This is a genomic window from Burkholderia sp. E168m22 (assembly GCF_001319805.1).
Classification (GTDB): domain Bacteria; phylum Pseudomonadota; class Gammaproteobacteria; order Burkholderiales; family Burkholderiaceae; genus Burkholderia; species Burkholderia orbicola.
Genome location: NZ_BBSK01000056.1, coordinates 1 through 20118 on the forward strand (window position 1 = coordinate 1; position 20118 = coordinate 20118).

Sequence of the window (20118 nt, forward strand, 5' to 3'; positions counted from 1 at the left end):
GCGCGCCGGTCTATGGAGAGCGTGGATGAGCGCCCTGCCGATCGCGACCAATCGCTACTTCGACAACCACTTCGAGCGCCCCGGCGTGAAGCTGTTGCCGAACGAGTTCTACACGACCGCCGAGGACATGGTGCTGATGACCGTGCTCGGCTCGTGCGTCGCCGCGTGCCTGCACGACCCGTACGCGGGCATCGGCGGGATGAACCACTTCATGCTGCCGGACGACGGCGCCGATCCGGGCGCGGCCGCGTCGGAATCGATGCGCTACGGCGCGTATGCGATGGAAGTGCTGATCAACGAGCTGATCAAGGCCGGCGGGCGCCGCGAGCGCTTCGAGGCGAAGGTGTTCGGCGGCGCGGCCGTGCTGGCCGGGATGACGACGATCAACATCGGCGATCGCAACGCGGATTTCGTGCGCCGCTATCTGGCGCTGGAGCGCATCCGCATCACCGCGGAAGACCTGCAGGGCGTGCATCCGCGCAAGGTCGCGTTCATGCCGCACAGCGGGCGCGCAATGGTGAAGAAGCTGCGGCTGCAGGTGCCGGGGGTGACCGAGCGCGAAGCCGCGCTCGCGCGCGAGGCCGATCGCCTCCGCGCCGCACGGACCCGCGCGCAGGTCGAGCTGTTCGCCGCGAAGCGGCCTGCCGCGCCGCAACCGGCGCGCCCGCGCATCGAGCTGTTCGGCGGGCGCGGCACGGCGCCGGGCGCCGGGAGCCCGGCCGCGGGGAGCCCGTACGCCGCGAACCTATCAAGAAAGCAGGAGGCCTGACCGCAGTGCAGAAGATCAAAGTGTTGTGCGTCGACGATTCGGCGCTGATCCGCAGCCTGATGACCGAGATCATCAACAGCCAGCCCGACATGACGGTGGTCGCGACCGCGCCCGATCCGCTCGTCGCGCGCGAGCTCATCAAGCAGCACAACCCCGACGTGCTCACGCTCGACGTCGAAATGCCGCGCATGGACGGGCTCGACTTCCTCGAGAAGCTGATGCGCCTGCGGCCGATGCCGGTCGTGATGGTGTCGTCGCTGACCGAGCGCGGCTCGGAAATCACGCTGCGCGCGCTCGAACTCGGCGCGGTGGATTTCGTCACGAAGCCGCGCGTCGGGATTCGCGACGGGATGCTCGACTACGCGGAAAAGCTCGCCGACAAGATCCGCGCGGCGTCGCGCGCGCGCGTGCGCCAGGCGCCGCAGCCGCAGGCCGCCGCGCGCTCGGCGGACAGCGCCGCGGCCGCGCCGATGATCAACAACCCGCTCGTCAGTACCGAGAAGCTGATCATCATCGGCGCGTCGACGGGCGGCACCGAGGCGATCCGCGAAGTGCTGACGCCGCTGCCGCCGGATGCGCCGGCCGTGCTGATCGCGCAGCACATGCCGCCCGGCTTCACGAAATCGTTCGCGCAGCGGCTGAACGGCCTGTGCCGGATCGCGGTGAAGGAAGCCGAGCACGGCGAACGCGTGCTGCCGGGCCATGCGTACATCGCGCCGGGCCATGCGCACCTGTTGCTCGCGAGAAGCGGCGCGAACTATATTGCGCAACTGTCGGACGAGCCGCCGGTGAACCGGCACCGCCCGTCGGTCGACGTGCTGTTCCGCTCGGCGGCGACGCACGCGGGCAAGAACGCGATCGGCGTGATCCTCACCGGGATGGGCCGCGACGGCGCGGCCGGCCTGCTGGAAATGAAACGCGCGGGCGCTCACACGTTCGCGCAGGACGAAGCGAGCTGTATCGTGTTCGGGATGCCGCGCGAGGCGATCGCGCTCGGCGGCGCGGACGAGGTCGCACCGCTCGCCGACATGAGCCGCCGCGTGATGGCGCGCCTGGCGACGATGGGCGACCGCGTGCAGCGCGTGTGAATGGAATGTCACGGGGCGCGTGCCACGATACGCGCCTCGACGGAAACGAATCTGGAAAGGAACGACGATGGACAAGAGCATGAAAATCCTGGTGGTGGACGATTTCCCGACGATGCGCCGGATCGTCCGCAACCTGCTCAAGGAACTGGGCTACACGAACGTCGATGAGGCGGAAGACGGCGCGGCCGGCCTCGCGCGGCTGCGCGGCGGCGGCTTCGACTTCGTGATCTCGGACTGGAACATGCCGAACCTCGACGGCCTCGCGATGCTGAAGGAAATCCGCGCGGACGCGACGCTCACGCACCTGCCGGTGCTGATGGTCACGGCCGAGTCGAAGAAGGAGAACATCATCGCGGCCGCCCAGGCCGGCGCGAGCGGCTACGTCGTGAAACCGTTCACGGCCGCGACGCTCGACGAGAAGCTGAACAAGATCATCGACAAGATGGCCAAGGCCGGGAGCTGAACGTGAACGAGCCGATCCATGCGGCGCTCGCCGGCGCGGCGATCAACGCCGACGGCCATGCCGAAGGCGCCGATTACGCGAGCGACCGGATCCTCGCGCGCATCGGCCACGTCACGCGCACGCTGCGCGATTCGATGCGCGAGCTCGGGCTCGACAAGCATGTCGAGCGCGCGGCGGAAGCCGTGCCCGATGCGCGCGACCGGCTGCGCTACGTCGCGACGATGACCGAACAGGCCGCCGAGCGCGTGCTGAATGCGATCGAGATCGCGAAGCCGGTGCAGGAGCGCATCCAGAACGAAGCCGAGGCGCTCGACGCGCGCTGGGCGCAGTGGTATGCCGCGCCGATCGAGCACGCGGAGGTGCGCGAGCTGATGGACGATACGCGCACGTTCCTGCGCACGCTGCCCGAGTCGACGTCGGCGACCCGCGCGCAACTGCTCGAGATCATGCTCGCGCAGGATTTCCAGGACCTGACCGGGCAAGTGATCAAGAAGATCATGGACATGGTCTACCTGATCGAGCAGCAGCTCCTCACCGTGCTCGTCGAGAACATCGCGCCGGAGCGGCGCGAGCAGTTCGCGGCCACCGCGGCCGCGCTGGCGGCCGAGCAGATGAGCGCGACCGGCAGCCCCGAATCGCTGCTGAACGGCCCGCAGATCGCGCCGGAAGGCAAATCCGACGTCGTTCAGGACCAGGGGCAGGTCGACGACCTGCTCGCGAGCCTCGGCTTCTGATCCTGCCGCGGCGCATCCGCGCGCCCGGTTGCCGGGCGCCCCGTCCTGCGGGGCCGCCGATGCGCGCATTCCCCTTTCCCGCCTCGTTCTCCCGCCCGCCGCGCTTGCGCGGCGCGGTGTCATCCTGCGTCGAATTGACACTTCGCCACACTCCGCAGGCATACTACGCGTCAGCAGCAACGTAGCGTCTCATTCGTAAGATTCATAAGTTGGCAGGCGGCGCGTGCCGACGGCGGCGCCGTCGGCAACGAAGCCAGTCCCTTGGGGGGGAACGTGAAGCTGAAACGCTTGGGCTGGACCGTCGCGCACGCGACGGCTGCAATGGGTGTGCTGTGGGCCGTCCACGCACATGCGGAACTGGGCGGTGCGCCGATGTCGCCGCCGGCGGACGATCAGGCCGCCACCGTGCGCGCGCTGCAGCGCGCCATGCGCTCGGCGGACGGCGCGCAGGCCAGCACGGCCGCCTATACCGTCCGCGAGATCACGCTCGGATCGGGCACCGTCATCCACGAATACACGTCGGCCGCCGGCAGCGTGTTCGGCCTCGCGTGGCGCGGGCCGACGATGCCGGATCTCGCGTCGCTGCTCGGCAGCTATTTCCCGCAGTACACCGCCGGCGTCCAGGCGGCGCACCGGGCGCGCGGCTGGCGCGCGCCGGTGGCGGTCGAGACGAGCGGTCTCGTGATCCGGACGGGCGGCCACATGGGCGCCTTCTCCGGCCAGGCGTGGCTGCCGTCGGCGCTGCCCGCCGGCGTGGCCGGCACCGATATCCAGTGACAGCGGGAGAGCGATCTTGAGCATTCCTCGTACATTCAAGCGCTGGCTCGGCGTGCTGGGCCTCCTGGCCGCGACGGCCGTGCTCGTGACGGCATGCGGCGGCGGCGATGGCGGCGGTTCGGGCAACGGCGGCAATGCCGGCAATACGGGCGGCAACGGCTCGGGCGGGTCTGACGGCAACAGCGGCAACACGGCCGTCGTCACGGTCGGCGCCGGCGCGGCGAACGTGATCAACATCCCGACCATCAGCCTGAAGATCTGCGTGCCGGGCACGTCGAACTGCCAGATCGTCAACAACGTGCTCGTCGATACCGCGTCCTACGGGCTGCGGCTCGTCGGCAGCGCGGTGGCGGGCGTGCACGACAGCCTGCCGCAGGTGACGAGCGGCGGCGCGCCGGTCGCCGAATGCGGCAAGTTCGTGTCGAGCTACACGTGGGGCTCGGTGCGCACCGTCGACCTGTCGATCGGCACCGAGCAGGCGAGCTCGCTGCCCGTGCAGATCATCGGCGACCTCGGCACGACCAACGTACCGAGCTCGTGCACGAACGGCGGCGCGTCGGCCAACTCGACCGGCGCGCTCGGCGCGAACGGGATCCTCGGCATCGGGCCGGCGCCGTACGACTGCGGCACGACCTGCGCCACGTCGACGTCGACGAGCAACAACTACTACGCGTGCCCGAACGGCGACAACGCGCGCTGCACGGTCGCGCTCGTGCCGCTGGCGCAGCAGGTGGCGAACCCGGTGCATCGGTTCGCGAACAACGACGGGGTGAGCGTGCAGATGCCGGCCATCTCCGACAGCGGGCAGGCGAGCGCGACCGGCACGCTGACGTTCGGCCTGCCGAACCTGAGCGGCAAGACGGTGATGACGTCGACCACGACCGGCGACGTCAGTGCGACGTTCCAGGGGCGCAGCGTGACTGCGTTCTTCGATACCGGCTCCAACGCGTATTTCTTCAACGATTCGGCGCAGACGGTCTGTTCGAGGAATACGGAGTTCTACTGCCCGTCGGCGACGACCACCTATTCGGCCACGCTGAGCGGCCAGAACGGCGCGTCGGGCACCGTGTCGATGCCGGTCACGAATGCGGATTCGCTGTTCTCCAACCCGTCGACGTTCGCGTTCAACGACATCGCGGGCCCGTTCGGCTCGTCCAGCTGGCTCGACATCGGCATGCCGCACTTCTACGGCAAGACGATCTACTTCGGGATGGACAAGACCGCGAGCGGCGGCCCGCAGCCGTTCGTCGCGTTCTGACGCGGCACGGCCGGACGCAGGAACGAGGGGGGCGAGCGATCGCCCCCTTTTTTTCGACCCGGCGGGCGCGAGGCTACGGACCGGCGCGCGGCCGGGCGCCGGCATAGCGTCTACGATGTAAGACCGGCACCGGTGCCGGCACGACATCGAGGAGACAGCGCCATGAATCCGCGTATCCAGCGCATCACGCCGTTCCTGTGGTTCGACCGCGACGCCGAGGCGGCCGCCGGTTTCTACGTATCGGTGTTCGACAACGCGCGCATCGTGCACGTCGCGCGCTACGGCAAGGCCGGCGCGCACGCGTCCGGCAACGCCGAGGGCGCGGTGATGACCGTGGCGTTCGAGCTCGACGGGCAGGCGTTCGTCGCGCTGAACGGCGGCCCCGTGTTCCAGATGACGCCGGCCGTGTCGTTCGTCGTCAACTGCCGCGACCAGGCCGAGATCGACCATTACTGGGCGCGCCTGTCCGAAGGCGGCGACGAGCGCGCGCAGCAATGCGGCTGGCTGCGCGACCGCTTCGGCGTGTCGTGGCAGGTCGTGCCCGTGCAGATGGCCGAGCTGATGACCGGCGACCCGGCCCGCGCCGAGCGCGTGATGGCGCAGGTGATGACGATGAAGAAGCTCGATCTCGGCGCGCTGCAGCGGGCGGCGGCCGGCTAGGGCCAGCGCAAGCCCGTTGTCGGCGTGAACAGGCCCGAGGCCGCTTCGGTCGGTCGGGCCGCTCAAGGCCGGCGGCCGGCCGTTTCGTTCCGATGCGCGACATCGTTGCGTCGAGGCCGATTTCCCGCCTTTCCCGGCCGCCGGTGCACCGTTCCCCTGCATCGCGCCGCCGCGGTCCCGCTGGCCGCCGCCGCTTCGCCGCTTCGCCGCTTCGCCGCTTCGCCGCTTCGCCGCTTCGCCGCTTCGCCGATACGCCGATACGCCGATACGCCGATACGCCGATACGCCGATACGCCGACGCGCCGACGCGCCGGCCGGCCCGTTTTCCCGCCGCGCCGCGCGGCGTTCCGCCCCCGCTCCGGCCGCGTTCGCGGCGGCTCGCCCGATTCTCCGAAATACCCCCCTTTCCCGGCTTTGCTCGACCGATCGGCGTTTGACGCCTCCATGAATAATCGGTGTCACTGGAAAGCGGCATTTCGCCGTACCCGACTGGAGGCCCCGTGGCAGACGAGAGCGATCTCGACAAGACCGAAGCCGCCACTCCCAGGCGCCGCGAGAAGGCGCGCGAGGAGGGGCAGGTCGCGCGTTCGCGCGAACTGGCTTCGTTCGCACTGCTCGCGGCGGGGTTCTACGGCGCATGGTTGCTCGCGGGCCCGTCGGGCGCGCATCTGCAGGCGATGCTGCGCGGCGCGTTCACGTTCGATCGCGCGACCGCGTTCGACACCCACCGGATGCTGTCGGCGGCCGGCAGCGCGAGCCTCGAAGGCTTCGCCGCGCTGCTGCCGCTGCTTGCGCTGACCGGCGTCGCCGCGCTGCTCGCGCCGATGGCGCTCGGCGGCTGGCTGATTTCGCAAAAGACGTTCGAACTGAAGTTCGACCGCCTGAACCCGATCTCGGGCCTCGGCCGGATCTTCTCGATCCAGGGGCCGATCCAGCTCGGGATGTCGATCGCGAAGACGCTGGTCGTCGGCGGGATTGGCGGCATCGCGATCTGGCGCAGCAAGGACGAACTGCTCGGCCTCGCGACCCAGCCGCTCGGCGCCGCGCTGCCCGATGCGCTGCATCTGGTCGCCGTGTGCTGCGGTACGACGGTCGCCGGGATGCTGGTCGTCGCCGGGCTCGACGTGCCTTACCAACTCTGGCAGTACAACAAGAAGTTGCGCATGACGAAGGAAGAAGTGAAGCGCGAGCATCGCGAGAACGAAGGCGATCCGCACGTGAAGGGGCGGATTCGCCAGCAGCAGCGCGCGATCGCCCGCCGCCGGATGATGGCGGCCGTGCCGAAGGCCGACGTGGTCGTCACGAACCCGACGCACTTCGCGGTCGCGCTGCAATACACGGATGGCGAGATGCGCGCGCCGAAGGTCGTCGCGAAGGGCGTGAACCTCGTCGCCGCGCGCATCCGCGAACTCGCGGCCGAGCACAACGTGCCGCTGCTCGAAGCGCCGCCGCTCGCGCGTGCGCTGTATCACAACGTCGAACTCGAGCGCGAGATCCCCGGTTCGCTGTACTCGGCGGTCGCGGAAGTGCTCGCGTGGGTCTACCAGCTCAAGCGCTTCCGTTCGGAAGGCGGCGCGTTCCCGGCGATGCCGGTCGATCTCGACGTGCCGGCCGAACTCGACAAGGGCACGTCGGTCGCCGCCGACGACGAGCGTGAAGAAGCCGAGGACACCCTCGGCAAGCAAGGGAACGCAGCATGAGCACCCCGACCACCGGCCTGTTCGCGAAGCGCCCGAACGTGCTGGCAGGCACGAACCTGCGCGCGCTCGCGGGCCCGATCCTCATCTGCATGATCCTGGGGATGATGATCCTGCCGCTGCCGCCGATGCTGCTGGATCTGCTGTTCACGTTCAACATCGCGCTGTCCGTGATGGTGCTGCTCGTCAGCATGTACACGATGAAGCCGCTCGACTTCGCGGCGTTCCCGAGCGTGCTGCTGTTCTCGACGCTCCTGCGCCTGTCGCTGAACGTCGCGTCGACGCGCGTCGTGCTGCTCGAAGGCCACACCGGGCCCGACGCGGCCGGCCAGGTGATCGAGGCGTTCGGCCACTTCCTCGTGGGCGGCAACTTCGCGGTCGGCATCGTCGTATTCGTGATCCTGATGATCATCAACTTCATGGTGATCACGAAGGGCGCGGGGCGGATCGCCGAAGTGTCCGCGCGCTTCACGCTCGACGCGATGCCCGGCAAGCAGATGGCGATCGACGCGGATCTCAACGCCGGCCTCATCAACGAGGAGCAGGCCCGCAAGCGCCGCCTCGCCGTGTCGCAGGAAGCCGAGTTCTACGGGTCGATGGACGGCGCGTCGAAGTTCGTGCGCGGCGACGCGATCGCCGGCCTGATCATCATGGCGATCAACGTGATCGGCGGGCTGATCGTCGGGATGGTGCAGCACGACATGAGCTTCGCCGCGGCCGGCACCAACTACACGCTGCTGACGATCGGCGACGGCCTCGTCGCGCAGATCCCGTCGCTCGTGATCTCGACCGCGGCCGGCGTGATCGTGTCGCGCGTCGCGACCGACGAGGACATCGGCACGCAGATCACTGGCCAATTGTTCACGAACCCGCGCGTGCTGAACATCACTGGCGCGATCATCGTGCTGATGGGGCTGATCCCGGGGATGCCGCACTTCGCGTTCCTCGCGCTCGGCGGCGGCGCGATCTGGCTGGCGCGTACCCAGACCAAGCGCGCGGCGGCCCGCAAGGCGGCCGGCGACGTGACCGACATCGCACCGCCCGCCGTGCTGCCGGCCGACAGCCACGAAGCGACGTGGGACGACGTGCAGCTGATCGACCCGCTCGGCCTCGAAGTCGGCTACCGGCTGATCCCGCTGGTCGACAAGAACAGCGACGGCGAGCTGCTCAAGCGCATCAAGAGCATCCGCAAGAAATTCGCGCAGGAAATCGGCTTCCTGCCGCCGGTGATCCATATCCGCGACAACCTCGAACTGCGGCCGAACGCGTACCGGATCGCGCTGAAGGGCGTCGAGATCGGCGCGGGCGAAGTGTTCCCGGGCCAGTGGCTCGCGATCAACCCGGGTCAGGTGACGGCCGCGCTGCCGGGCGCCGTCACGCAGGACCCCGCGTTCGGGCTGCCGGCCGTGTGGATCGACGTCGCGCTGCGCGAGCAGGCGCAGGTGTACGGCTACACGGTGGTCGACGCGAGCACGGTGGTCGCGACGCACCTGAACCATCTCGTCGTCCAGCACGCGGCCGAGCTGCTCGGCCGCCAGGAAGTGCAGGCGCTCGTCGAGCGTACCGGCAAGGACGCGCCGTCGCTCGTCGAGGACCTCGTGCCGAAGACGATCTCGCTCACCACGCTGCAGAAGGTGCTGCAGAACCTGCTCGAGGAAGGCGTGCCGATCCGCGACATGCGCACGATCCTCGAGGCCGTGTCCGAGCATGCGGGCCGTGGCGACGCGTTCGAGATCACGGCCGCGGTGCGGCTCTCGCTCGGCCGCGCGATCACGCAGCAGTGGTATCCGGGCAACGGCGAAATGCAGGTGATGGGCCTCGACGCGAACCTGGAGCGCGTGCTGTCGCAGGCGCTCGCCACCGGCGCGAACCCGGGCCTCGAGCCCGGCCTCGCGCACAACCTTCTGACCGGCACGCAGCAAGCGATGCTGCGTCAACAGAATCTCGGGCTGCCGCCGGTGCTGCTGGTGCAGCACGCGCTGCGCGCGATGCTCGCGCGCTTCCTGCGCCGCAGCCTGCCGCAATTGAAAGTGCTGTCGTATGCCGAAGTGCCGGACACACGCACGATCAAAGTCGTTAACGTCATCGGGGGTTCCGCTTGAACATTCGCAAATTCACCGGCGCAACGAGCCGCGACGCACTTCGTCTCGTGCGCGAGGCGCTCGGCGCCGACGCGGTCGTGCTGTCGAACCGCACGCTCGATGACGGCAGTGTCGAAATCGTTGCACTCGCAGATTCGGATCTGGCCGCGGTGGCGCCGCCGGCCGCGCGTCCGCGCGTCGCCCCGTCGCGCGTGCCGGAATCCGTGCCGGCCGCCGCCGTGCCGGGCATCGTGTCGCGCCCCGGCATCGCACCGCGCCCGGCCGTCAATCCGTATGCGGCGGGCGAAGGCGGGCTGCCGGACGTGTTCTCGTCCGTATTCGGCGCAAGCGCCGACCCGCAAGAGGCGGATGCGCATCGTTCGTCGATCGAGGCCGATGCGGCCGCGCCGTCGATCGCAGCGCCGGCCGCCGGATCACCTGCCCCCGGGGTGCCGGCCCCCACTTCCGAACCCGCACCGTGGCTGGTCGAGCACGCGAAGCGCCTCACGCAGCAGCGCGACGCGCTGATCGCCCGAGCGCAGGCGCCTGCCGAGCCGCAGGCGAGCGCGCCGCAGCCCGCAGCCAGCGCGACGCCGCCCGACTGGGCGCGAGACATCGTGCGCGACGCAGAACGCCGGATGCCGGCGGCCGGCGCGCCGGCCGCCGCGCGGCGCGCCCCTGACACGGGCGCCGCGTACGCCGCCAAGACGGCCGAACGCACGCGCCTGTCGTCCGACGCGGCCGCCGCGGTGGCCGACGCGGTGAAGTCGCGTATCGAGCGGATCGTCAACGACACCGTGATGCAGGAGCTGGGCGAGCTGCGCGGGATGATGCAAGAGCAGTTCGACAGCCTGATGTGGCACGACCGCCAGCGCCGCAGCGCCGTTCACGGCGCGCTGACGAAGCACCTGTTCGCGGCGGGCTTTTCCGCGCAACTGGTGCGGATGCTGGTCGACAACCTGCCGTCCGGCGACGGCGCGCAGACCTTCGAGCAGGCCGCCGAATGGGCGCAGTCGGTGCTCGCGTCGAACCTGCCGGTGCTCGATAGCGAGGACGCGCTGATGGAGCGCGGCGGCGTGTTCGCGCTGATGGGGCCGACGGGCGTCGGCAAGACGACCACCACCGCGAAGCTGGCCGCGCGCTGCGTGATGCGCTTCGGCGCGAGCAAGGTCGCGCTGCTGACCACCGACAGCTACCGGATCGGCGGCCACGAGCAACTGCGCATCTTCGGCAAGATCCTCGGCGTGCCGGTGCACGCGGTGAAGGACGCGGGCGACCTCGCGCTCGCGCTGTCCGAGCTGCGCAACAAGCACATCGTGCTGATCGACACGATCGGCATGAGCCAGCGCGACCGCGCGGTGTCCGACCAGATCGCGATGCTGCACGGCGCGAACGCGCCGGTACAGCGCCTGCTGCTGCTCAACGCGACGAGCCACGGCGACACGCTGAACGAAGTCGTGCAGGCGTACCGCAGCGCGGGCGATCACCCGGATCTCGCCGGCTGCATCCTCACGAAGCTCGACGAGGCGACCCACCTCGGCGGCGTGCTCGACACGGTGATCCGCTACAAGCTGCCGGTCCACTACGTGTCGACCGGCCAGAAGGTGCCGGAGAACCTGTACGTCGCGTCGACCAAATTCCTGCTGAAGAGCGCGTTCTGTGTGCCGCGCGACGGCTCGCCCTTCGTGCCGCAAGACGAGGACATGCCGACGCTGCTTTCCGCACTGACCGCACGTTCCACCGCCGAGCTGCACGAGGTGCGATTTGGATAAACGGATCATCGATCAGGCCGAAGGGCTGCGGCGCCTGCTCGCCGGGCGCGCGTCGCGCATCGTCGCGGTGACGGGCGGACCGGCGGGCGTCGGCTGCACGTCCACCGTGGTGAATCTCGCGGCGGCGCTCGCGTCGCTCGGCAAGGACGTGCTCGTCGTCGACGAGCGCGCCGACGTGCATTCGGCCAGCGCGACGCTCGCCGGCGCGTGGCTGCGCGATGGCGAACGCACGCGGGTGGCGGCCGGCTTCGGCCTGTGCGGCGCCGCGCGGCTCGCGCGCGCCGGCTACAGCGACGCGCAACTGAGCGACTTCATCGACGGCCCGGCCGATATCGTCCTCGTCGACGCGCAGCTCGGCGCCGACGGGTCGTTCTCGGCGCTCGCGCGCGAAGCGCACGACGTGCTGGTCGTCACGCGGGTCGCCGCGCAGGCGATCACCGAGGCGTACGCGTGCATGAAGCGGCTGCATTTCGCGCACGCGTTCGCGCAGTTCCGCGTGCTAACCAACCAGGTCGGCAGCCACGCGGACGCGAAGACGGCCTTCGACAACCTCGCGGGCGTCGCGAGCCGCTACCTGACCGTATCGATCGCCGATGCGGGCTGCGTGAGCGCCGATCCGCTCGTCGAGCACGCCCGCGAACTGATGCATGCGGTGGTCGACGCGTTCCCGTCGTCGCCTGCCGCGCGCGATTACCGGCAGATTGCCGCCGATTTGTTGTACTGGCCGATGCGCCCGCGTTCGGGTGCGGGCCGCGCGGTCCACGCCGGCGGCAAGCCGTCGTATGAGGCGGGCGCGGCACACGCCGCGTGAGCGCCACCCGAAGGAGAGAGCCACGATGTACAACGCTCAAGGAAAGATGTCCCAGGCCGACGTGCTCGCGCAATACGCGCCGCTCGTGCGCCGCCTCGGGCTGCAGCTCGTCGCGAAGATGCCGGCGAGCGTCGATCTCGACGACCTGATCCAGGCCGGCATGATCGGCCTGATGGACGCGGCCGGCCGCTACAAGGAAGATCAGGGCGCGCAGTTCGAGACCTACGCGACGCAGCGCATCCGCGGCGCGATGCTCGATGAGTTGCGCAGCAACGACTGGCTGCCGCGCAGCCTGCGCAAGACGTCGCGCGAGGTCGAGCACGCGGTGCACCAGGTCGAGCAGCACCTCGGCCGCTCGGCGAGCGAGACCGAGATCGCGCAGCACCTGAACATGCCGCTCGACGAATACCAGGGGATGCTGCAGGACCTGCACGGCAGCCAGCTCATCTATTACGAGGATTTCGACCGCGCGGCCGATGACGAGCCGTTCCTCGACCGCTATCGCGTCGATCACGCCGATCCGTTGTCGGCGCTGCTCGACGACCACCTGCGCGAGGCGCTCGTCGAGGCGATCGAGCGGCTGCCGGAGCGCGAGAAGCTGCTGATGTCGCTGTACTACGAACGGGGTCTGAATCTGCGCGAGATCGGCGCGGTGCTCGAAGTGAGCGAATCGCGCGTGTGCCAGCTGCACAGCCAGGCCGTCGCACGCCTGCGCGCGCGGCTGCGCGAGCAGGCGTGGGTCGGCGCGGAGTCCTGACCCGAAGAAGTCCCGACCCTTTGCCGACGGCCGCGCGCGCCGGCACCGCGCGCGTCGCGTGCCTACGCGTCGTCCTTGCGCATTTCGCGCGCCGATTTGCTACAATCCCCTCCGTTTTCCGAGGAGCGTTGCGACGGACCATCCGTGTCCGCCAGGCTCGGAGAGCTTCACCAAGCAGCCGTGCGGCGATTTTTCCGCGCCGGCCCCGCTTCCTGAACGGCGCTCACGTCACCAATCTAGAAACTTTTTAGAAAGGAGGGCGTGATGAACGCCATTATCGATTCCAAGGCTTCCCACGATTACGTCGTCGCCGACATGGCGCTGGCCGGCTGGGGCCGCAAGGAACTCAACATCGCCGAGACCGAAATGCCGGGCCTCGTGCAGATCCGCGACGAATACAAGGCGCAGCAGCCGCTGAAGGGCGCGCGCATTGCCGGTTCGCTGCACATGACGATCCAGACGGGCGTGCTGATCGAGACGCTGAAGGCGCTCGGCGCCGACGTGCGCTGGGCGTCGTGCAACATCTTCTCGACCCAGGATCACGCGGCGGCCGCGATCGTCGAAGCCGGCACGCCGGTGTTCGCGTTCAAGGGCGAATCGCTCGACGAATACTGGGAGTTCTCGCACCGCATCTTCGAATGGCCGAACGGCGAATTCGCGAACATGATCCTGGACGACGGCGGTGACGCAACGCTGCTGCTGATCCTCGGCTCGAAGGCCGAGAAGGACCGTTCGGTGATCGCGAAGCCGACCAACGAGGAAGAAGTCGCGCTGTACAAGTCGATCGCGGCCCACCTCGACGTCGACGCGAACTGGTACTCGAAGCGCCTCGCGCACATCAAGGGCGTGACCGAAGAGACCACGACCGGCGTGCACCGCCTGTACCAGATGGAAAAGGACGGCCGCCTGCCGTTCCCGGCGTTCAACGTGAACGATTCGGTCACGAAGTCGAAGTTCGACAACCTGTACGGCTGCCGTGAATCGCTCGTCGACGGCATCAAGCGCGCGACCGACGTGATGATCGCGGGCAAGGTCGCGGTCGTCGCGGGCTACGGCGACGTGGGCAAGGGCTGCGCGCAGTCGCTGCGCGGCCTGGGCGCGACCGTGTGGGTCACCGAAATCGATCCGATCTGCGCGCTGCAGGCGGCGATGGAAGGCTACCGCGTCGTGACGATGGAATACGCGGCCGACAAGGCCGACATCTTCGTGACGGCGACCGGCAACTACCACGTGATCAACCACGATCACATGAAGGCGATGCGCCACAACGCGATCGTCTGCAACATCGGTCACTTCGACTCGGAAATCGACGTTGCGTCGACGCGCCAGTACCAGTGGGAAAACATCAAGCCGCAGGTCGACCACATCATCTTCCCGGACGGCAAGCGCGTGATCCTGCTGGCCGAAGGCCGCCTCGTGAACCTCGGCTGCGCGACCGGCCACCCGTCGTTCGTGATGTCGAACTCGTTCGCGAACCAGACGCTCGCGCAGATCGAGCTGTTCACGCGCGGCGAGCAGTACGAGAACAAGGTGTACGTGCTGCCGAAGCATCTCGATGAAAAGGTCGCGCGCCTGCACCTGGCGCGCATCGGCGCGAACCTGTCGGTGCTGTCGGACGAGCAGGCTTCGTACATCGGCGTGCAGAAGGACGGCCCGTTCAAGCCGAACCACTACCGCTACTGATGTACTGATGCGCTGCCGCCGCGCCGCGCGCCCGTTGCGGGCGCGCGGCGCGGCGGCGCTCACCGATCGTACCGATCGACAACCGAACCGGAGCCCTCCATGAGCGTCATCCTCACCTGGGTCATCAACGCGCTGGCGCTGCTGATCATCACGTACCTCGTGCCGTCGATCCACATCAAGAGCTTCGGCACCGCGCTGATCATCGCGGTCGTGCTCGGGCTGATCAACACGGTGATTCGTCCGGTGCTGATCCTGCTGACGCTGCCCGTCACGATCGTCACGCTCGGGGTGTTCATCCTCGTCGTGAACGCGCTGTGCTTCTGGTTCGCGTCGTCGCTGCTGAAGGGCTTCGAGGTGTCGGGGTTCTGGTCCGCGTTCTTCGGTTCGATCCTGTACAGCATTGTGTCGTGGCTGCTGTCCGCCCTGATCTTCGGCCAGCGCGACATCGGCTGAGAGCTGGCGGGCGCAGGCCCAACCCCATCGAATCATGAAACCGATCGAACTCTCGTTTGAATTCTTCCCGCCGAAGACGGCGGACGGCGTCGAAAAGCTGCGCGCCACGCGCGCGCAGCTGCTGCCGCTGAAGCCGAAATTCGTCTCCGTGACGTTCGGCGCCGGCGGCTCGACGCAGCAGGGCACGCTCGATACCGTGCTCGACATGCAGAAGGACGGCCTCGAGGCCGCGCCGCACCTGTCGTGCATCGGCTCGTCGCGCGACAGCCTGCGCGCGATCCTCGACCAGTACCGCTCGCACGGCATCCGGCACATCGTCGCGCTGCGCGGCGACCTGCCGTCGGGGATGGGCGAGGTCGGCGAGCTGCGCTATGCGTCCGAGCTCGTCAGCTTCATCCGCGCCGAGCATGGCGACTGGTTCCACATCGAAGTCGCCGGTTATCCGGAGTACCACCCGCAATCGCGCTCGCCGAAGGCCGATCTCGAGAATTTCGCGCGCAAGGTGAAAGCCGGCGCGAATTCCGCGATCACGCAGTACTTCTTCAACGCGGACGCGTATTTCCGCTTCGTCGACGATGCGCGCAAGCTGGGCGTGGACGTGCCGATCGTGCCGGGCATCATGCCGATCACGAACTTCTCTCAGCTGATGCGCTTCTCCGAGATGTGCGGCGCCGAAGTGCCGCGCTGGGTCGCGCGCCGGCTGGAGAGCTTCGGCGACGATCGCGAGTCGATCCGCGCGTTCGGCGCGGACGTCGTCACGAACCTGTGCCAGCGCCTGATCGACGCGGGCGTGCCGGGGCTGCATTTCTACACGCTGAACTTGGCGACCGCCACGCGGACGATCTGCGAACGGCTCGCGGTGTAACGAGCGCCGTCACGCGGTTGCATGCGTGAAAGCCCCGCCGGTTTGCGCCGGCGGGGCTTTTTTATCGTGAAGCGCCGCGCATGCCGCGTGGCGGAAGCCGCTGAATCAGCGCTGCGCCTGCATCAGCGGCGGGCGGCGGTCGAACCACGGCCGCGCCTGTTCGAGCTGCCGCGCGAGCCGGAGCAGCAACGCTTCGTCCGCGTGGCGCGCGGCGAACTGCACGCCGATCGGCAGCCCGCGCGCGTTCCAGTACAGCGGCACCGACATCGCCGGCTGGCCGGTCAGGTTGAACAGCTCGGTGCAGCCGGCCCACGCGAACGCCTTCTCCGACGACTTCGCGAGCATCTCCTTCAGTAGCGGCTTCACCGGCAGCGCGGCGACCAGCTTCATCTGCGCGGATTCGAACGGCGTCGGCTGCAGTTCGCCGATCTTCACCGGCGGTCCCGCGAGCGAGGCGCACAGGATCGCGTCGTAACGCGACACGAGACCGGCGACCTGCACGGTGAGCTGGCGTTGCCATTCGAGCACGTCGGGCAGGCGCGTGCGCGCGAGCCGCCGGCCCACCACGGCCATCGCCCAGGTCGCGGCCTCGAATTCGCCGCGCCGCGGCGTGCGGCCGGTCAGTTCGCGCGCGCCGAGCACCATTTCTTCGGCGATCGTCGCCCACAGCGTGAGGAAGGTTTCGGCCGCACGCGCATAGTCGATCTGCAGCGTCGCCGGTTCGACGTGATGGCCGAGCGATTCGAGCAGCGCGGCCGCGTCGTCGAGCGCCGCGCGCGTGTCGTCGGCGAGCGCCGGCGCGAGCATCGGATCGACGACGAGGCCGATCCGCAGCGGGCCGGGCGGCGTATCGATCGCGCCGAGGAAGGTGCCGGGCGCGCCGGGCGGCAGCGTCTGGCCGGTCGTCACGTCGAGCAGCAGCGCACTGTCGCGCACGCTGCGCGACACCGCGTGCTGGACGACGAGTTCGCCGTTCGACGGCAGGTCGACCAGCACCGGGTTGCGGCTCGGCTTCAGGCCGAACAGCCCGCAGCACGACGCCGGAATGCGGATCGAGCCGCCGCCGTCGGACGCATGCGCGAGCGGCACGATGCCGGCCGCGACGGCCGCCGCCGCGCCGCCGCTCGAACCGCCCGGCGTGTGATCGAGATTCCACGGGTTGCGGCACGCGCCGAACAGTGCCGGTTCGGTGTACGGCATCTGGCCGATCTCGGACGTGTTGGTCTTGCCGAATACGTTCAGGCCCGCCGCGCGGCTGCGCGCGATCACCGGCGAATCGTCGGCCGGCACGAAGTAGCGGTAGTGCCGGCTGCCCATCGATAGCGGCAGCCCGGCGACCGCCGCGCCGAGATCCTTGACGAGATACGGCACGCCCGCGAACGGCGCATCGGCGCCCGGTTCGGGCGCGCCCGCCGCACGTTCGCGCGCGGCTTCGTAGTCTTGCAGCACGATCGCATTGATCGCGCCGTTGACCGCTTCGGCCTGGCCGATCGCGGCGTCGAGCAGTTCGCGCGGGCTGGCCTGGCGGTCGCGCACGAGCGCGGCGAGGCCGATTGCGTCATGCGCGAGATAGTCCGAGTGCATCGCGGTCACCCCCGTTGTGACTCGTGGCGATGGTGCGAGCATAACGCGAGCCCGGCGTGGCGGGCCGGCGGCCGGGCCTTTTTAGAGATGCTCGGCGAGGAAGGTCAGCGTGCGGCCGTGCGCGAGCGCCGCCGCGCGCTGGTTGTACGACGCGCGGTCCGTGCAGTTGAAGCCGTGCTCGGCGCCCGGGTACACGTGGAACGACGCATCGCCGTGGCCGGCGAATGCGGCCTTGACCTGGTCGACGGCGGTGAGCGGAATGCCGTGGTCGTTTTCCGCGTAGTGGAACAGGATCGGCTGCGTGACCTGGCCGGCGAGGTCGAGCGCGTTCTGGATGCCGCCGCCGTAATAGGACACCGCCGCGTCGAGCTTGCCGGTCGCGGCCGCGCGGTACGCGAGCTGGCCGCCGAAGCAGTAGCCGATCGCGGCGAGCTTGCCGGCCACTTCGGGGCGGGCGCGCAACGCGTCGGCCGCCGCGCCGATGTCCGCGACCGCGAGACCCACGTCGGTCTTTTTCATCAGCTCGATGCCCTTGTCGCGATCCGCGCCTTCGTAGGTCAGCTCGACGCGCGGCTGCGTGCGCCAGAACACGTCGGGCGCGAGCGCGACGAAGCCGTCGGCCGCGTACTGGTCGGCGACCGCACGGATGTGCGCGTTCACGCCGAAGATCTCCTGGATGATGATGACGGCAGGGCCCTTGCCGCGCTTGGGCAGTGCGAGATAGCCGCCGAAGCTGTCGTTACCGGTCGGGATGTCGATCCATTGGGCAGTCACGTTCTGAACTCCTGGCAGGCGGGGTGCGCGAGGCGCCCCGGGGTGAAAAGAGGGCGGCCTAGTGTGCCACCAATCGTTCGGTGCTGCAGTGCACGCGGGCGCTTCTCGCGCAGCGATCGTTTCGATCTCGATTATTCATTTTTCGGTGCCGCGCGGCTTCGATAAAGTCGATGTGTCGGCCTTTACAAAGCGCTTTCGCGCATCGTCATCGAAGGATTCGCCATGTCCGCCCGCTCGTTTTCCACGCCCTTTTCCGAACGCTTCGGCCTGCGTCTGCCGCTCGTGCAGGCGCCGATGGTCGGCGCGACCACGACCGCGATGGCCGCCGCCGCATCGAATGCCGGTGCGCTCGGCAGCTTCGGCGCCGGCGCGCTCGCGCCCGAGCGTATCGAAGCCGAAGTCGCCGCGATCCGCGCGGCGACTGATCGCCCGTTCGCGATCAACCTGTTCGTGTTGCCCGATGACGCCGCGCCGGATGCGGCGACCGTCGCGCGCGCACTCGCGGCGATCGACCCGCTGAACGCCGCGCTCGGCCTGCCGCCGGGCACGGCGCCCGCGCGCTACGCGCCCGATTTCCGCGCGCAGCTCGATGCGCTCGTCGCGCTGCGCGTGCCGGTCGCGAGCTTCACGTTCGGCGTGCTCGACGCGGCCGACGTCGCCCGTCTGAAAGCCGCCGGCACGTATGTGATCGGCACCGCGACGCACGTCGCCGAAGGGCTCGCGTGGCAGGCGGCCGGCGCCGATGCGATCTCCGCGCAGGGCGCCGAGGCCGGCGGCCATCGCGGCACCTTCATCGGTGCCGCCGAGGACGCGCTGATCGGCACGTTCGCGCTCGTCCCGCAGCTCGTCGACGCGACCGGCCTGCCCGTGCTGGCCGCGGGCGGCATCATGGACGGCCGCGGCATCGCGGCCGCACTGGCGCTCGGCGCGCAGGGCGCGCAGCTCGGCACCGCGTTCCTCACGTGCGCGGAAAGCGCGATCGCCGCCGACTGGAAGGCTCGCCTGCTCGCGAGCGCCGATACGTCGACGCAGGTCACGCGCGCGATCACCGGCCGTCATGCACGCGGGCTGCGCAACGCGCTGATGGCGCGGCTCGGCGAGCACGTGGCCGACGTCCCGCCGTATCCGGTGCAGAACGCACTGACCCAGCCGTTGCGTCAGGCCGCCGCGCGCGCGAACGACGGCGACTACCTGTCGCTGTGGGCCGGCCAGGGCGCGCCGCTCGCGCGGCGGCGCGGCGATGCGTTGACGACGTCGCAACTGGTCGCCGCGCTCGACGCGGAGTGGCGCGCATCGGCTGCCTGAACGCTGCTTCAACCGCTGGAACGATGGATATCCGACGACGAAACGCGCATGCTGTCACGCGCGTTTCATTCAATGATCGCGGACACAAAATACCGAATCGAAATGCCCGCGCGAATCGATTGAAACGACCTTTCCAGAGTGTGCTGGAACTAGCGGAAACCCTTATCCGTCGGGGCTTGCAGCGCCATTCGAGTCATCCCTCCAAAGCGCGCATATCGGTAGTGTTACCACTATCCTAAAAAAGTCCCACAAATTAATTTGATCACCTACACTTGCGCGCAAGTACGAGCGGGCGGCTGCTAAAAGCGGCTGTTTTCACGTGCTTGAGGCCAAGTGCATGAACGATGCAACCGGCGAATCGTCCAGTGATTGAAACACGGGGATGGCAGCGGGGCACCGGGCGATGGCGTTTTTTGGGACCGAACTGGAGACTTACATGAATATCAAGATGCAAAAGCTGTTGCCGATCACCGCGGCAGCGATGCTGTGCGCTGCAGCTGCAAGCAACGCGTCCGCCGATCAAGTCGTCAAGATCGGCCACGTCGCGCCGTTGACGGGCGGCATTGCACACCTGGGCAAGGACAACG

The 20118-nt window shown here is 68.9% G+C and carries 18 protein-coding genes, 1 pseudogene and 1 riboswitch; of the genes and pseudogenes, 17 read left to right on the plus strand and 2 right to left on the minus strand.

Annotation, left to right across the window (positions count from 1 at the left end; translation table 11 throughout):
• Window positions 1-25 precede the first annotated feature (25 nt).
• From cheD to metF, 15 genes are all read left to right on the plus strand, one after another.
• Window positions 26-769, plus strand: coding sequence for a chemoreceptor glutamine deamidase CheD (cheD, locus tag AP428_RS14395; RefSeq protein ID WP_053524856.1), 744 nt, complete (start codon window positions 26-28; stop codon window positions 767-769).
• Window positions 766-1857 (plus strand): chemotaxis response regulator protein-glutamate methylesterase, encoded by a 1092-nt coding sequence (locus AP428_RS14400; RefSeq protein WP_027810841.1) that lies wholly within the window; start codon window positions 766-768, stop codon window positions 1855-1857. The genes cheD and AP428_RS14400 overlap by 4 nt, the downstream gene beginning before the upstream one ends.
• A gap of 67 nt (window positions 1858-1924) precedes the next feature.
• Window positions 1925-2320: a chemotaxis response regulator CheY gene (cheY, locus tag AP428_RS14405; RefSeq protein WP_006754880.1), complete on the plus strand. Its 396-nt coding sequence runs from the start codon at window positions 1925-1927 to the stop codon at window positions 2318-2320.
• Between the two features lie 2 nt (window positions 2321-2322).
• Window positions 2323-3054, plus strand: coding sequence for a protein phosphatase CheZ (cheZ, locus tag AP428_RS14410; protein WP_006477357.1), 732 nt, complete (start codon window positions 2323-2325; stop codon window positions 3052-3054).
• A gap of 273 nt (window positions 3055-3327) precedes the next feature.
• Entirely contained in the window at window positions 3328-3831 is a 504-nt protein-coding gene (locus AP428_RS14415) for a DUF2844 domain-containing protein (protein WP_011546708.1), read from the plus strand.
• Between the two features lie 16 nt (window positions 3832-3847).
• Window positions 3848-5089 carry a DUF3443 family protein gene (locus AP428_RS14420; protein ID WP_054928246.1) on the plus strand — a complete coding sequence of 414 codons (1242 nt, stop codon included), beginning with the start codon at window positions 3848-3850 and terminating at the stop codon, window positions 5087-5089.
• Window positions 5090-5251: 162 nt separating this feature from the next.
• Window positions 5252-5749 carry a VOC family protein gene (locus tag AP428_RS14425; RefSeq protein WP_011546706.1) on the plus strand — a complete coding sequence of 166 codons (498 nt, stop codon included), beginning with the start codon at window positions 5252-5254 and terminating at the stop codon, window positions 5747-5749.
• Window positions 5750-6249: 500 nt separating this feature from the next.
• Entirely contained in the window at window positions 6250-7449 is a 1200-nt protein-coding gene (flhB, locus tag AP428_RS14430; protein ID WP_011546705.1) for a flagellar biosynthesis protein FlhB, read from the plus strand.
• Window positions 7446-9548 (plus strand): flagellar biosynthesis protein FlhA, encoded by a 2103-nt coding sequence (flhA, locus tag AP428_RS14435; RefSeq protein ID WP_006477362.1) that lies wholly within the window; start codon window positions 7446-7448, stop codon window positions 9546-9548. Before flhB ends, flhA begins: the two co-directional genes overlap by 4 nt.
• Window positions 9545-11299 (plus strand): flagellar biosynthesis protein FlhF, encoded by a 1755-nt coding sequence (flhF, locus tag AP428_RS14440; protein ID WP_054928247.1) that lies wholly within the window; start codon window positions 9545-9547, stop codon window positions 11297-11299. Before flhA ends, flhF begins: the two co-directional genes overlap by 4 nt.
• Complete coding sequence (locus tag AP428_RS14445; protein ID WP_011546703.1) at window positions 11292-12110, plus strand: flagellar biosynthesis protein FlhG; 819 nt, start codon at window positions 11292-11294, stop codon at window positions 12108-12110. Before flhF ends, AP428_RS14445 begins: the two co-directional genes overlap by 8 nt.
• A 25-nt stretch (window positions 12111-12135) precedes the next feature.
• Window positions 12136-12867: an RNA polymerase sigma factor FliA gene (locus AP428_RS14450; protein ID WP_011546702.1), complete on the plus strand. Its 732-nt coding sequence runs from the start codon at window positions 12136-12138 to the stop codon at window positions 12865-12867.
• Window positions 12868-12981: 114 nt separating this feature from the next.
• Window positions 12982-13099: riboswitch (S-adenosyl-L-homocysteine riboswitch) on the plus strand.
• 32 nt (window positions 13100-13131) lie between these two features.
• Window positions 13132-14550, plus strand: coding sequence for an adenosylhomocysteinase (ahcY, locus tag AP428_RS14455; RefSeq protein WP_012327710.1), 1419 nt, complete (start codon window positions 13132-13134; stop codon window positions 14548-14550).
• A 99-nt stretch (window positions 14551-14649) separates the two neighbouring features.
• Window positions 14650-15003 carry a phage holin family protein gene (locus AP428_RS14460; protein WP_006477367.1) on the plus strand — a complete coding sequence of 118 codons (354 nt, stop codon included), beginning with the start codon at window positions 14650-14652 and terminating at the stop codon, window positions 15001-15003.
• 34 nt (window positions 15004-15037) lie between these two features.
• Window positions 15038-15868: a methylenetetrahydrofolate reductase [NAD(P)H] gene (gene metF, locus AP428_RS14465; RefSeq protein WP_011546700.1), complete on the plus strand. Its 831-nt coding sequence runs from the start codon at window positions 15038-15040 to the stop codon at window positions 15866-15868.
• A 105-nt stretch (window positions 15869-15973) separates the two neighbouring features.
• Here the strand turns inward: metF and AP428_RS14470 are convergent, their stop codons facing one another.
• Window positions 15974-17452 carry an amidase gene (locus AP428_RS14470; protein ID WP_054928249.1) on the minus strand — a complete coding sequence of 493 codons (1479 nt, stop codon included), beginning with the start codon at window positions 17450-17452 and terminating at the stop codon, window positions 15974-15976.
• Window positions 17453-17533: 81 nt separating this feature from the next.
• Entirely contained in the window at window positions 17534-18226 is a 693-nt protein-coding gene (locus AP428_RS14475; RefSeq protein ID WP_011546698.1) for a dienelactone hydrolase family protein, read from the minus strand.
• A gap of 222 nt (window positions 18227-18448) precedes the next feature.
• On the opposite strand from AP428_RS14475, the gene AP428_RS14480 reads away from it, so the two are divergent.
• A complete protein-coding gene (locus tag AP428_RS14480; RefSeq protein ID WP_054928248.1) occupies window positions 18449-19531 on the plus strand; it encodes a nitronate monooxygenase family protein in 1083 nt (360 codons plus the stop codon).
• Between the two features lie 403 nt (window positions 19532-19934).
• A pseudogene (locus AP428_RS14485) lies at window positions 19935-20118 on the plus strand (branched-chain amino acid ABC transporter substrate-binding protein); the annotation flags it as partial.